Annotated in this window: 13 protein-coding genes; 9 read left to right on the top strand and 4 right to left on the bottom strand. The window is 68.6% G+C overall.

The window, feature by feature from the left end:
- Positions 1–3: 3 nt before the first annotated feature.
- The 6 genes from ACQEVC_RS42325 (at position 4) to ACQEVC_RS42300 (ending at position 4,830) form a co-directional block, all read left to right on the top strand.
- Positions 4–708, top strand: coding sequence for a WXG100 family type VII secretion target (locus ACQEVC_RS42325; protein ID WP_432889718.1), 705 nt, complete (start codon positions 4–6; stop codon positions 706–708).
- 305 nt (positions 709–1,013) lie between these two features.
- Entirely contained in the window at positions 1,014–1,520 is a 507-nt protein-coding gene (locus ACQEVC_RS42320; RefSeq protein ID WP_432889716.1) for a hypothetical protein, read from the top strand.
- A gap of 48 nt (positions 1,521–1,568) precedes the next feature.
- Complete coding sequence (locus ACQEVC_RS42315; protein WP_432889714.1) at positions 1,569–2,327, top strand: hypothetical protein; 759 nt, start codon at positions 1,569–1,571, stop codon at positions 2,325–2,327.
- On the top strand, positions 2,317–2,637 hold the full coding sequence (locus tag ACQEVC_RS42310) for a hypothetical protein (RefSeq protein WP_432889712.1): 321 nt from the start codon (positions 2,317–2,319) through the stop codon (positions 2,635–2,637). The genes ACQEVC_RS42315 and ACQEVC_RS42310 overlap by 11 nt, the downstream gene beginning before the upstream one ends.
- The gene (locus ACQEVC_RS42305) at positions 2,634–2,978 is read left to right on the top strand and encodes a thioredoxin family protein (RefSeq protein WP_432889710.1); all 345 of its coding nucleotides are present in this window, start codon (positions 2,634–2,636) and stop codon (positions 2,976–2,978) included. Before ACQEVC_RS42310 ends, ACQEVC_RS42305 begins: the two co-directional genes overlap by 4 nt.
- Before the next feature lie 523 nt (positions 2,979–3,501).
- Positions 3,502–4,830 (top strand): hypothetical protein, encoded by a 1,329-nt coding sequence (locus ACQEVC_RS42300; protein ID WP_432889708.1) that lies wholly within the window; start codon positions 3,502–3,504, stop codon positions 4,828–4,830.
- Here the strand turns inward: ACQEVC_RS42300 and ACQEVC_RS42295 are convergent.
- Together ACQEVC_RS42295 and ACQEVC_RS42290 are read right to left on the bottom strand one after the other, a co-directional pair.
- Positions 4,821–5,780 (bottom strand): family 43 glycosylhydrolase, encoded by a 960-nt coding sequence (locus ACQEVC_RS42295; protein ID WP_432889706.1) that lies wholly within the window; start codon positions 5,778–5,780, stop codon positions 4,821–4,823. The two genes, ACQEVC_RS42300 and ACQEVC_RS42295, sit on opposite strands and share 10 nt — an antisense overlap.
- Before the next feature lie 46 nt (positions 5,781–5,826).
- Positions 5,827–6,819, bottom strand: coding sequence for a LacI family DNA-binding transcriptional regulator (locus tag ACQEVC_RS42290; RefSeq protein ID WP_432889704.1), 993 nt, complete (start codon positions 6,817–6,819; stop codon positions 5,827–5,829).
- Between the two features lie 547 nt (positions 6,820–7,366).
- On the opposite strand from ACQEVC_RS42290, the gene ACQEVC_RS42285 reads away from it, so the two are divergent.
- The 3 genes from ACQEVC_RS42285 to ACQEVC_RS42275 are packed head-to-tail and all read left to right on the top strand — an operon-like array spanning position 7,367 to position 10,382.
- The gene (locus ACQEVC_RS42285; protein ID WP_432889702.1) at positions 7,367–8,593 is read left to right on the top strand and encodes an ABC transporter substrate-binding protein; all 1,227 of its coding nucleotides are present in this window, start codon (positions 7,367–7,369) and stop codon (positions 8,591–8,593) included.
- Positions 8,590–9,561 (top strand): carbohydrate ABC transporter permease, encoded by a 972-nt coding sequence (locus ACQEVC_RS42280; RefSeq protein WP_432889700.1) that lies wholly within the window; start codon positions 8,590–8,592, stop codon positions 9,559–9,561. Before ACQEVC_RS42285 ends, ACQEVC_RS42280 begins: the two co-directional genes overlap by 4 nt.
- On the top strand, positions 9,558–10,382 hold the full coding sequence (locus tag ACQEVC_RS42275; RefSeq protein ID WP_432889698.1) for a carbohydrate ABC transporter permease: 825 nt from the start codon (positions 9,558–9,560) through the stop codon (positions 10,380–10,382). Before ACQEVC_RS42280 ends, ACQEVC_RS42275 begins: the two co-directional genes overlap by 4 nt.
- A gap of 406 nt (positions 10,383–10,788) precedes the next feature.
- On the opposite strand, the gene ACQEVC_RS42270 is transcribed toward ACQEVC_RS42275, so the two are convergent.
- Complete coding sequence (locus ACQEVC_RS42270; protein ID WP_432889696.1) at positions 10,789–11,478, bottom strand: TetR/AcrR family transcriptional regulator; 690 nt, start codon at positions 11,476–11,478, stop codon at positions 10,789–10,791.
- Between the two features lie 137 nt (positions 11,479–11,615).
- A complete protein-coding gene (locus ACQEVC_RS42265; RefSeq protein ID WP_432889694.1) occupies positions 11,616–12,755 on the bottom strand; it encodes a PQQ-dependent sugar dehydrogenase in 1,140 nt (379 codons plus the stop codon).
- Positions 12,756–12,818 lie beyond the last annotated feature (63 nt).

Raw genomic sequence — 12,818 nt, 5'->3', positions numbered from 1 at the left:
GTCATGGTCGCCGACAACGCGCTGGTCGCCGCCCCGACGTCGTCGCGCACGGCGTGGACGGGGTCGTCGCTGGCCGAGGGATTCCAGGGCCTACACCAGTCGGTGAACAGCGGCTCCTGGGTCGACGGGCTACTGGCCGGCGGGGCGTTCGCGATGGAGGCCGCGGCTACGGTGCTCGATCCATTCAGTGCCCTGCTGGCCAACGGGCTCGGCTGGGCGATGGAGCACTTCGAGCCGTTGCGTGAGGTGCTGGACAAGCTGGCCGGGATCCCGGACATGGTCGTCGCGCACGCCGAGACGTGGAAGAACATGGCCGGTGCACTGCAGACCATGGCCGACGACCTGTACTCCAGCCTCGCGTCGGACCTGCCCGACTGGGGCGGCAGCGCGGCCGAGGCGTACCAGGCCAAGATGGCCAACAACGTCGACGGGCTCGGCGGGCTGTCCGTGCTGGCGGCGACCATGGCCTCGGCGACCCAGGCGGCGGGGAACCTGGTGCAGTTCACCCGTGACATCGTCCGGGATCTGATCTGCGATCTGGTCGCCCGGGTGATCGTCTGGGCGGCGGAGGCGCTGCTGGTCGTCACGATCCCGCTGGTCGCGGCGCAGATCGTGTCGGCGGTGCTGAAATGGGCCGGCCGGATCGCGAGCTACACCAGCGCGCTGATCACCAGCCTTACCAACCTGAAGACGCTGATGGGCAGCTGATCATGGGCTTGAGCGGACTTTCCGTACGACTGGTGGGGGCGCCATGACCGCGCCGGTCATCCGCCCCGCCGCCGAGGGTGGGTAGGGCGCCGATGGCCAGAGGCAGCGGGGGATCCCACGCCGGCACTGACACTCCTTCGACCACCCGCACCGGAAGTGACGGCGACACCGCGTCGACGCCGAGGCAGAGAACTTCCGGCGGGAACGCCGGGAGTGTGGACGGGGGCCACACAGCCGTACAGGCGGCGTTCGAGGCCGGTCGGGTAGGTAACGCGAGCACGGCCGGCTCCACCACCCGGTCGCCGGTGAACAGCACGATCACCGGCGATCCGCTGCCGCCCGGCTACAAGTACGACGACAACGGGCGCCTGCACGGGCCGGACGGCGGATACGCCAAGGATCCGACGGCGCCACCCGGCGCGCACAACCGCGACAGCGAATATCCCGGCGGCTACCGCGAGTCCACACATGACGAGATGGCCCGCAGATACACGGTGGAGGGTGCCCTCGCCGGAGAATGGCCGCGCCTGCCCGGTGGCCAGCGGATGCCCAGGGAAGACCTGACCTGGCTCGACGATAACGGTGAGGTCATCGACGTCCCAGACGGCGACACGATCACCTACGAACATAACAAGCCAGTCGTTCAGGACTGGAACGACAATGGCCGGTTCGAATCCAGGCAGTATCGAAATGACTGGTACAACAACGTCGACAATCTTCAGCCCATGCTCCGGTCGGAGAATTCCCGGGGCGGCGCGACATTGGGGTTGAGATACGAACAGGAAACCGGTGAGGGGTATACTGTCGACTGATGTCCGACCCCGAGGACGCGTAGCTGCCGGTAACCGAACTGGAGTATCGTGACCGATATCGCCAATATCGTCCAGGGTTTCGCCGGCGTCCGGCCCCTACCGGGGATCCAGGACGCGTGGACCTGGTCGCTGAGCACCATGTTCACTTACGGACTGGCTCTCACCCCCGATGGGGCGCACGCGGTGCAGATGAACGTGCGCGGCGAAGGGGACGAGGAACTCATGGCCAGTGTCCTGTCCTTTGCCCGGGAGCGCAGCACCGAGGTGCTGGCCGCCGTGCCGTTCGCGGTTCTCGAAGGTTACACGCCACCGGAAGGCTCCGATTACGAGTTCGACACGGTGGGCGGTGTGATCCCTGCCGTCTACCGTCTGCACAAAAAGATTCCCGAACTCGCCGAGGTCACCTATCAGGTGTTTCCGGCGTGGCGGTGCGAGTTTTCCGGCCGCGAGTCGCAGATCGAGGCGGCGGACCGGTTCAGCAAGTTCCTGGAATCCGCCGACATCCACCGCCTGCCGAGACCATTTCTCAAAATGCGCTTCGACAACCCGAAGACCGGTGGCGGCAGCATCGGCACCGAACTCGGCCTCGCCAGAGCCGACCTGTTGTACAGCGAGTTACGCAAGCTCGATCAGGCCGAGGGCGCGTGGATCGACTTCCAGAACTTCCAGAACAAGCTGCGCCGAGCGTACTGGGAGGACGGCCTACGGCTGGCCGCCGAAGGCGGCCAGGGTCGGGAGATCGAGATGACCGACCTGCTGCTGTACGCACACAACTTCCTCACCGAGGGCGTCGACGATGAATCTTGACATCGAGGACCAGGACCTGATCCACGACGCGACGGAGGCGGACATCCGCGCCGGAATAGCGCGCCTGAACAGCCGCGGCCCGCGGTTCGCCGTCCTCAGGATCCGGCCGCACTACTACATCCAGACCTACGCCCTCGACGACGGCCGGCTGGACGTGGACTACCGCGAGGGCGGGCCCGACCGCGCCTACGCCTCGCCGTTCCCCCAGCCCAAGGACGCGGTCACCGACGCGTTCCTCAGCTACCTGTACGACGACAACCGATGGCGCACCGCCTTCGAATGGAAGCGTCAACCGGAAGAGGACCAATGAGCTACGTCGTTCCGGTCACCGACGCGACCTACCGCGCCCGCGTCGCCGACAGCCCGACACCGGTCCTGCTGGTGTTCATGCCCGACGGCGGGGACGTTCGGCGGGCTTTCGCGCCCGTACTCGCCGAGGTGGCGCAGCGACTGGGCGACGGCCTGGTCGTTGCCACGGTCGAGGTGGCCACCAACCCGGTCACCACGAAGGGGTGGGGCGTCACCCAGACCCCGACCTCGGTGCTGCTCCACCGCGGCATCATGCAGCGCGTGCTACTCGGAGTACGCCCCGTCGACCGGCTCATCGAGGAGATCGAGCAGGCCGTCGGACCGAACATCGCCATGCCGTAACGCGGAAGCCAGCGCCATCTGCCGGCTGCTGAGGCCTGTCAGGTAACGGTGTCCCGGCCGGCGGCCGGGCGGGCCGGCCGGTGGTGGTGTGTTCGGCGCGGACGGTGGCGACCTGAGCAGCCGTCGGTGTCGACGCCGAGGAGGTCGGTGTCGTTCCGGTCACCGACGCGACCTGCCGCGCCCGCGTCGCCGACGGCCCGACACCGTTGCACGGAGTTTCCGAACGAGGCGTACGGCCTGCCGGACTGCCACGCTCTCGTGCGGTCCGAGCCAGAATTCCCCCGGCTTCCAACCATAGGTCGGCCCGACATACGAGACTCGGTCGATCTTGCACTGGCTGCGTCGGCGGCGGTAGGCCCGGCCGATCCACTCAGCCGGTGTGGAGGCAGGTCGCCACCGCCTCCACACCCGCTTATCGCCGTGCCCGACACTGCGGTGCGGCGGCGAAGCTTGTACTTGACACGCTCGAACGGCGCGCCCATGCTGCTGCTAAATCAGTTTAGCGACCGAGAAGGGAAAACTCATGCGACTTGGTGTACGGGTCGTCGCGGTCGCCTCGACGCTGGCGCTGGCGACGTCGGGTCTCGCCTATGACAGTCATGGTGGCGGCGGCGGAGGTGGTGGTGGTTCGGACCAGGGGATCCGGAGCGTCACTCCGATCACGACGGTCTACACCTATGGCCAGAAGGTGTCCGCGGTCGCGGTCGAGTACGGCGACGCGGTCAACCCGCGGGAGCTGGACAACTCCACGTTCGCCGTGCAGGACACGCTTTACAATTTCCGCTTCAACCCCATCGAGGACCTGCCCAAGCTGACCGACCGCACGGTCACCCGGACGTACGTCAACAGCGCAGCCGCCACCCGGGCGGACCGCCGCTCCGTGCCGGGTCGGTACGTCATCGTCGAGCTGGACCCGGAGCAGAACGCTGGCTGGACGGTCATCGTCTCCAAGTGTCCGACCTTCCTGTGCACGGTCAAGGTGAACCCGGACCTACCGACCAGGGTGGTGCAGCGCAAGAACGTGTACGGCCAGCCGCGCTTCGGCGCCGGCAAGGGCCCGGTGCTGGCGAAGGCGACACCGCAGACGTCCCGCAAGGTGACCGAGAAGGCGGTCAACCAGCTTGTCGACGAGTTCCGGTACGGCTCGTACCTGTCCGGCGGGATGGTGCTGCCCTACCACTACCACCTGCCGAAGAACTATGACCCGGCCAAGAGGTACCCGTTGATGGTCGTGCTGCCCGGGCACGGCATGGGCTGGGACGGCGACAACCTGCTCGTCCAGGTGGCCGCGGACATTCCCGCGACCGCGTGGCTGCAGCCGAAGTGGACTGGCAGCACGGAAGATGTCATCGTCGTCGCACCACAGAATCAGCGGGTAGGTGGCCCGGCCGAGGCGGACCTGTTGGTCAAGATGCTCGACCAGTTCGTCAAGGAATTCGCCGTCGACAAGCGGCGGGTCTACGCCACCACCGTCTCGTACGGCTCGCAGTTGCTGTGGAACGCCTTCGCCAAGCGGCCGGACCTGTTCGCCGGCGGGCTGGTGACCGGTGGCTTCGCGGTCAACGCCGAGCAGGCGGCGGCGATCGCCGCGGCGGAGATCCCGCTGTGGGTGACGCACGGCGTGCACGACCACCTGCTGAACGTCAGCCTGGCCCGCAACACCCGCACGCTGCTGACGAACGCGTACACCGCGCGTGGCAAGACGCCGGAGCAGATCGGGACGCTGCTGCACTACACCGAGTACGAGGACGCAACGTTCTCACTGCCGGACTACCACCTGGCCGCCGGACCGACCTATGAGGACAGCTCCGTCCTGCGGTGGCTGCTGAGCCAGGCCAAGCCTCAGGCCTGACGGTCTGACATGGACAGTGCGAGCCCACCCGGCGTGCGGGCGACGAGTCCCGCCGCCGGGTGGTAACGCACCGGGAGCGGGTCGCTGAGCTCGCCGACGAACGCGCCGTCGACGTGGTCGAGGAAGCCGATGACGGACCAGGCCCCGTCGACGTCGGTCACCAGGCGGGGCGCGTACAGGTGTGGGTGGGCGTAGGGGCGTGCGGCGCCGACCTCCCACGGTCCGGTGACGTCCGGCCCGGGCGCGGCCCAGATGCGGTGCTCTGACGGTCCGGCGTTGGTGCAGAAGAGCAGGATCGGTCGGCCGTCGACGACCGCGACCTGGGGCACTTCCAGGTGGCCGAAGCCGGCCGGGGCGGAGACCGGCGGCTGGACGGTCCAGTGGAGCAGGTCGCGGGAGGTGGCGTGGCCGATGACGCCGCGGCCGGCGGCCGGGCCGAGGTCGGCCCGGGCGGTGAGGACCATGTGCCAGCCGTCGCCGGCCGGGTCAGGGAACACCCACGGGTCGCGCCAGGCCTGTTCGTACCAGGCGGTCGGGTCGAGCAACTCGTACCAGGTCGGGTCCGCCTCGACCAGTGGCTGGGTGCCGTGCCGGTGCCACGTGACGAGGTCGTCAGAGGTGGCCAGCCCGATGCGCTGCACCAGGCCCCGCTCGGCGCGGCTGACCCCGGTGTAGAACATGTACCACCGGCCGTCGGGGTTGCGCACGGTGCAGCCGGTCCAGACCGCCAGGTCGTCCCAGCTAGCCGAGTCGGCGGCCACCAGTGCATCCGGCAGCAGCCGCCAGGAGCGCAGGTCGGTGGAGACCGCGTGGCCGATCGTCGCGCGATGGTGGCGGCGGTTCGGGTCGAGCAAGGCCCGCGATGCGCGCAGAAAGAACGCGTGCCAGGCGCCGTCGTCGTCCCGTGCGTACCAGCTGTCCCACACCCAGTGGTCCGGCAGTCGAAGCATACGCGGGAAGCTACCAGGTGAATCGATTTAGCGCGACGTCGTCCGCTCAGGCCGGCGGCGCGATGGACTTGCGGCGTCGCAATGCCATCGGGACGAGTGTGGTCCCGGCGCCGTGGCCGCCCAGGAGGAGATCGACGGCGCGGCGGCCCATCGCTTCGTGGGGGAGTGCGACGGTTGACAGGCTGGGGCGGAGCCAGGCGGCGATCGGGTCGTCGTCGAACGAGACGATCGAGACGTCCTGCGGCACGTTGAGCCCGGCCTCGGCGAGTGCCTGGTAGGCGCCGAAGGCGAGGCGGTCGTTCATGCAGATCACCGCGGTGGGTCGCTCGGACCGGCGCAGGAGGGTGCGCATGGCCGCGTGGCCGTGCTCGGGTAGCCAGTCGGGGCAGGACGCCTCGCGCAGGATCTTGGTGCCTACCTCGGCGAGCGCGGCGCGGATGCCGTGTAGCCGGGCGTCGGCGGCGAGCGAGACCTCGGGATCGGTCTCCTTGAGTTGGTTGCGGCCGATGACCGCGATGCGGTCGCGGTGCCCCTGGGACAGCAGGGCGGTCGCCGCGGTCCTTCCGGCTCGTTCGTCGTCGGGCAGCACGCAGGGGACGTCGTCCGGGCTCGTCGCGTTGAGCAGCACCACCGGGCCGCCCAGCAGGGCGGGCGGGACGGTCAGCCGGCGGGTGGCCATCGCGGCGTAGATGACGCCGTCGACCTGGCGGTCGAGCATGGCGTCGATCGCGTGCTTTTCGAAGGCGGCGTCGCCCTGTGTCTCGGCGATCAGGAGAACGTGGTCGTGTTCGCGGGCGGCGTCGAGGGCGCCGCGGATCATGCCGCCGGCGAAGCGGGTGGTGGCGACGATGTCGGAGACGAAGGCGATGGTGGCGGTCTTGCGGGTGCGCAGGCTTCGAGCGGCCACGTTGGGCCGGTAGCCGAGCTCCTCGGCGGCGGCGAAGACTCGCTGGTGCGCTTCGGTCGAGAGCCGGGTGCCTTCTCGTCCGTTCAACACCAGCGAGACGGCGGTCTTGGACAGCCCAGCCCGGCGTGCCACATCCGCAAGCGTCACCCTGTTGTGCCCCATCGATCCTCCGTATCAGGCGACAGCCACCACGCGCCGTCCGTCCCCATCATGATGCGCTGCCGGCGCGCGGTGGAAGCCGCGACGGCACCGTGTGCGGCCGTTGCCCCCGTGGCGCCGGCCCGACGCGGTATGAACCGGCCGTTTCCAGGTCGTTGCCGAAATGGTCCTTGACACCGTTGGGCGCCGCGGCCATGCTCGTGCTAAATCAGTTTAGCGACTTGAAACCCGCTCGTTGGGCGGCACCGCGACCGGACGCTGGCAATTCCGGTCCGGCAGATGGACCGTGCGACGACGTCGACGCTGTCGCGCGCGGAAATCGGCATTGGGAGTCACCGCGCCGTGGAGTGAGTCGGCGGGGTGCGGTACGAGCAAGGAGCCATAGATGCCCGGATATAGAGCAAGGCGGTCGTCGCGGCGGCGCCTGGCGCTGGCCACGCCGCTGGTCGCCCTGGCGATGGTCGCGGCCTGCGGCGCGCCCGGCGCCGAAGAGCCCACGGCGGGGCAGACCAGTGCCGCGGTGAGCACCGAGCTGGGCAGTGAGCCGATCACGTTGGAGATGTATGCCGAGACCGGCTTTCCGCTGGCCAGGGCGCTGGCTGACGAGTTCAGCAAGCAGTACCCGCAGGTGAAGTTCAACGTGCGGGAGGACCAGTTCACGGTCATCGTGGAGAACGCGCCGCGGGTGATGGCCTCGGACAACGCGCCGGACATCATCCGGCTGCCCACGATGGTCGACCTGGTCAAGGACGGCCTGCTGAAAAACCTCGACCCCTACTTCACCGCGTACGGGTGGGACAAGTTCCCGGCCTCGCAACTCGTGCAGCTGCGGGTGGCCGAGGGCGGCCGGCCGCGCGGCAGCGGCTCGTTGTACGCCATGGGCTTGGGCTACAGCGTCACCGGCGTGTTCTACGACAAGCAACTGGCGCAGAAGGTGGGCATGACACAGCCGCCGGCGACCGTCGCGGAGTTCGAGGCGTTGCTGGCCAAGGCGAAAGCGGCCAACGTGCCGCCCATCATGCAGTTCAACAAGAACACCGCGGGGATCAACTTCCCGCACCAGGCGTTGCAGAACCAGTTCGGCGACCCGGCTCAGATCGCGGACTGGATTTTCCAGAAGCCGGGCGCGACGTTCGACACTCCGGCCGCGCTCAAGGCCACCCAGACGATCCAGAAGTGGGCGCAGGCCGGCTACTTCCCCAAGGACGCCAACGCCATCGACTACACCGCGATGATGGGCCAGTTCCAGAAGGGCGGCGGCCTGTTCATGTTCAACGGCGACTGGGAGTCGGCCAACCTGGACAAGAGCATGCCCGGCAACGTCGGCTTCTTCCTCTTCCCCGGCGAGACCGCCGGCGCCAAACACGTCGCGATGTCCGCGCCCAACACCTTCGGCGTCAGCGCCAAGGCCAAGCACCCGGACGCGGCGGCGTTCTTTCTCAACTGGCTGCACACCAACGACAAGGCCCGCGAGATCACGGTGAAGGTCGGCGGCTCCAGCCCCGGCGGGCCGCCCGATCTGACCGTGCCGCCCGCCGCCGACGGTACCGTGCTGGCCCAGACGCTCAAGGCGTCGCAGCAACTCGGCGCGGAAAACGGCGCGGTCGACTTCACCGCCAACGCCACCGGCGCGATCTTCGCCTCCGCCATCACACCCGAGATGCAAAAGCTCGTCGCCGGGCAGCAGACCCCCGAAGGCTATGTGAAAGCCGTGCAGACCGAGTACGAGAAGGAACTGTCCCAGTGACGTCTGCCCCCGGCAGCGCGACCGCCCAGCGGGCCGGCCTCTCCCGGCCGGCCCGCGAGGGTTCCCCGACGCTCGGGCGAGCGCGGCGGCGCCGGTGGGCCCGCACGGCCCGGTGGAGCGGCTGGCTCTACGTGCTGCCCGCCTTCCTCATGTACGCCGTGTTTGTGCTGCGCCCGCTGGTGCTGACCTTCCAGTACTCCCTCTACCACTGGAACGGCATCGGCGTGGCCCGCTGGGCGGGGCTCGACAACTACGCCACGGTCTTCACCGACCGTGACCTGCTGAAGATCATCGGGAACGCGTTCGTGCTGATCATCTTCTTCAGCTTCATCCCGGTCGGCGTCGGCCTGCTGGTGGCCACACTGGTACGGCGGATCACCGGCGGCCCGTTCGGCACGGTCGTACGCACGGTGCTGTTCCTGCCGCAGGTGATCCCGCTGGTCGCGGCGGGTATCGCCTTTAGCTGGCTGCTCTCCTCGACCGGCCTGGCCAACCAGGTACTTCGCGCGGTGGGCCTCGGCGGGCTGGCGCGGGCCTGGCTCGGCGAGTTCGACACCGCCCTTCCGGCGGTCGGCGTGATCGGCGCCTGGGTGCTGCTCGGCCTCTGCACGATCCTGCTGGTCACCGGCATGAGCAAGATCGATCCCTCGCTGTACGAGGCGGCCCGCATCGACGGCGCCGGTCCGGTCCGGGAGTTCCTGGCGGTCACGCTGCCCGGCCTGCGCCAGGAGATCGGCGTCTGCCTGACAGTCACCGTCATCGCCGCGCTGGCCAGCTTCGACATCGTCTACATCTCCACCGGTGGCGGCCCCGGCCTGCAGACCACGGTGCCCGGCCTGGAGATCTACCGGCTGGCCTTCGCTCAGCGCCAGGTCGGTCTCGCCTCCGCCCTTGGCGTGGTGCTCATGGTGCTGGTACTCGCCTGCGTGCTGCCGATCCAGCGGCTCACCCGGGAGGACAAGGGATGAACCTGAGCCGTCGTGAACTGCTTACCGGCCGGCTCTTCTTGATCGGCCTGGTGGTGGTGACGCTGCTGCCGTTCGTCAGCATGCTGTCGGCCGCGCTGCAACCCCGCGGGACCGTGCCCACCGGGCTTGCCTGGCCGAGCGACCCGCAGTGGGGCAACTTCGTCGACGCCTTCAACGTCGCGAACATGTCCGCCCTGCTGCGCTCCAGCCTGCTCATCGTCGCTGGCGTGGTACCCGTCTCCGTGCTCATCGCCACGATGGCCGGCTTCGGCCTCGGCCACCTGCGCGTACCGGGCGGCCGGTTCGTCTTCCTGCTCTTCCTGCTCGGCCTCACCCTCCCGTTCGAGGCCGTGATCACACCCATCTACTACCAGGTCGAGGAACTGGGGCTGCTCAACACCCGGTGGGCGATCATCCTGCCGCTGACCGGCCTCTACATGCCCTTCGCCGTCTTCTGGATGCGCGCCCACTTCGTCAACGTGCCCCAGGAACTCGCCGAAGCCGCCCGCGTCGACGGCAGCACCACCTGGCAACTCTTCTGGCGCGTCCAGGTGCCACTCGCCCGGCCCGCGATCGCCTCGCTCACGATCCTGCTGTTCCTGTGGACCTGGAACCAGTTCCTACTCGCCATCGTGCTCGTCGACGACCCCACCAGACGCACCATGGCCGGCGCGCTCGGCGCCTTCCAAGGTCAGTGGGGCACCGACCAGGTGCTGCTCTGCGCCGGCTCGCTGCTGATCCTCACCCCGACACTCATCGTCTTCCTCATCTTCCAGCGCCAATTCATCAAGGCCCTGCTCCAAGGCTCTTTGAAGGGATAACCGGACGAGACGTAGCAGAGGCTGGTGGTACCGGGTGCACTCGGCCAATGCGCTCGGTTGGAGGTGCGAAGGAGCCCTCAGTTGCCGGCGTCCGGACAAGGCCACGAGATCCGCATGAGGCCGCGAGAAGCGACTACCGACGAGGATGCTCAGATGGGGCAGGCGATCGGAAGGCGCGGCAGCGGTACGACGGATGCGTCGGGGCGTGCTGACGCCAGCGTTCCTCCGGGCCGATCACAATCAGCCCGGGTGTGACGTGAGCCGTGCTCGGACGGCATCGTCGTACCCCGAACAGACGTTGGTCGACGGTGACTCAGTGAACCTTTTTCAACCTCCCCTTGCGGTCCGTCGGAGCGCGAGGTCGGACGCGGTGTGTGAGCGCCACGCGGTTCAGGTTGAAAAAGGTTCAGTGCTTGCCTATGCGGTGTAACCACTCGCCGAGCAGTATGCGTTCTCCGTCGGTGAGGACGGTGGCCTCGTCGAGGTGGGCCTGCAGCGAGACGGCGGCGTTGAGCAGACCAGTGGAGGCGGCCGCGGTGACGGTGTCGGTGGTGATGGCGGCCAGGATCGACTCGCGGGCGATCGTGGAAAGAGCCAGGTCGCGTTTCTCCGGTGGCGTGGCGATGAGCGTGAGCGTCACGCCTTTGCCGGTGGAGTGCACGAGCTGGGCGGCGCGTTCCTCGGTGACGCGAAGCCGGCCGGCCTGGGCGATGCGGTTGACCCGGTGGGCGAGGATGGCGGCGGCTTGTCCCGCGGCCGGGGATTCGTGGCCGGGACGCACGTCGCCGAAGATGAGGGTGTAGAACGCCGGCTGAGCGAGGCCGAATTCGACGTGGAGATCCCACCCGGTGCGCAGATCCTCGACGGGATCGTCGCTGTCCTCGATCGCGGTCTTCTGGGCCAGGTAGGTGGCGAGACCGAAGCTGCCGGCGGCGTCGAGCAGGCCCTGCATGTCGCCGAACAGCCGGTAGATGGCTGGCGCTTGCACTCGGGCCGCCGCGCAGACGGTGCGGGTGGAGACGGCGTCGCGGCCACCTTCGGAAAGTAGGGTCGCCGTGGCCTCGATGATGCGTTCGCGGGGGGCCTTGGCGGGCATGGCCGTAATGTACATCGGCCGTTACCTCCTCATGTCGATGAGCTGCGGAGCGTCGCCGGGATCGTGGTGTACCACGCAGGTGGCCACTGGTTCGTCACCGACCGACACCGCTGGTCCTGCGGGCTGGGTACGCGCGCTCAGCGTGGTTGCACCTCGACGCGCAGGATGCGGTCGTCATCCGGACGCGGATCGGTTCCGCCCCAGGTGGCGCGGTCGGTGTTGGACGTGACCAGCCAAAGCGCCCCGTCGGGGGCGACCTCGACGGTACGGATCCGTCCGTGGTCGCCCTCGAAGTGCTCGACGGCGTCCCCGGTCGCGGCGTTGCCGGCGACGGGTAGTTGCCACAGACGTTGGCCGCCGAGCGCGCCGATCCAGAGTGATCCGGCGGCGTAGGCGACACCCGAGGGCGAGGCGTCATCGGGGTGCACGGTGAAGATCGGTGACACTCCGGTGCTGCCCTGCACACCCTCGGTCTCCGGCCAACCGTAGTCCTGACCCGGCCGGAGCACGTTGACCTCGTCCCAGGTGCGGTGGCCCAGTTCGGAACCGTATGCCGTGCCGTCGGGCCCGAAGGCGATCCCCTGGACGTTGCGGTGCCCTGAGGAGTAGATCGGAGAGTCGGGCGAGGGGTTGTCTCGCGGGATGGAGCCGTCCGGGCGGATCCGCAGGACCTTGCCGTTGAGCGCGGCGTCGTCGGCGGCGTTCTCCGGCTCGAACGCGTCGCCGGTGCCGATCCAGAGGTTGCCGTCCGGGCCGATCACGATGCGCCCGCCGTGGTGGCGGTCGGCGGTCTGGATGCCGTCGAGAAGTACTCGGTCCTGCCGCAGCGATCGGAAGTCGTCGGCGACGCGCAGGGCGACGATGGTGTTCTCCTGCGCACCGGAGACCGAGGCGTAGACCGTGCGATCGGTGGCGAAGTCGCGTGAGGCGGCGATGCCGAGCAGGCCGCCCTCGGAACTGGCCACCACACCGGGTACCGCACCGACTGTCTGCGGCGTGCCGCCACCGGCCGGGACTCGGACGATGTCACCGCTGATCCGCTGCGACACCAGCGCGGATCCGTCGGGAAGGAAGGTCAACCCCCACGGCGCGTCGAGGCCGTTGGCGATCTCGGTGGGTTCGCCGAGCGTCGCGACCGGGCCGTCACTGCGGGTGGCGCCCGGCTGCCCGTTGCCGGGGTTGGCCATCGGCTGACGATCGGGCGAGCAGGCTGTCAGGGCGAGCGCGGCGATCAGGCTCAGGCCCGTCGCGGCGCGTCGAAACGGTCGATGGGACATGACTTTGCCTCCTTGGAAAGGGTCTTGTCGGTCGTAGCTGTTGTGGTGGGGATCGAGCCGGCA

It is taken from the genome of Plantactinospora sp. CA-294935 (assembly GCF_050936445.1).
GTDB lineage: Bacteria > Actinomycetota > Actinomycetes > Mycobacteriales > Micromonosporaceae > Plantactinospora.
Note: the sequence above shows the minus strand (reverse complement) of the source record. Positions and strands in the feature narration are given on the sequence as shown.

Bases quoted from the DNA above. Each gene is read 5' to 3' on its own strand.
- ACQEVC_RS42325 (WP_432889718.1), top strand. From the start codon at position 4: ATGGTCGCCGACAACGCGCTGGTCGCCGCCCCGACGTCGTCGCGCACG.
- ACQEVC_RS42310 (WP_432889712.1), top strand. From the start codon at position 2,317: ATGAATCTTGACATCGAGGACCAGGACCTGATCCACGACGCGACGGAG.
- ACQEVC_RS42305 (WP_432889710.1), top strand. From the start codon at position 2,634: ATGAGCTACGTCGTTCCGGTCACCGACGCGACCTACCGCGCCCGCGTC.
- ACQEVC_RS42300 (WP_432889708.1), top strand. From the start codon at position 3,502: ATGCGACTTGGTGTACGGGTCGTCGCGGTCGCCTCGACGCTGGCGCTG.
- ACQEVC_RS42295 (WP_432889706.1), bottom strand. From the start codon at position 5,780: ATGCTTCGACTGCCGGACCACTGGGTGTGGGACAGCTGGTACGCACGG.
- ACQEVC_RS42275 (WP_432889698.1), top strand. From the start codon at position 9,558: ATGAACCTGAGCCGTCGTGAACTGCTTACCGGCCGGCTCTTCTTGATC.
- ACQEVC_RS42270 (WP_432889696.1), bottom strand. From the start codon at position 11,478: ATGCCCGCCAAGGCCCCCCGCGAACGCATCATCGAGGCCACGGCGACC.
- ACQEVC_RS42265 (WP_432889694.1), bottom strand. From the start codon at position 12,755: ATGTCCCATCGACCGTTTCGACGCGCCGCGACGGGCCTGAGCCTGATC.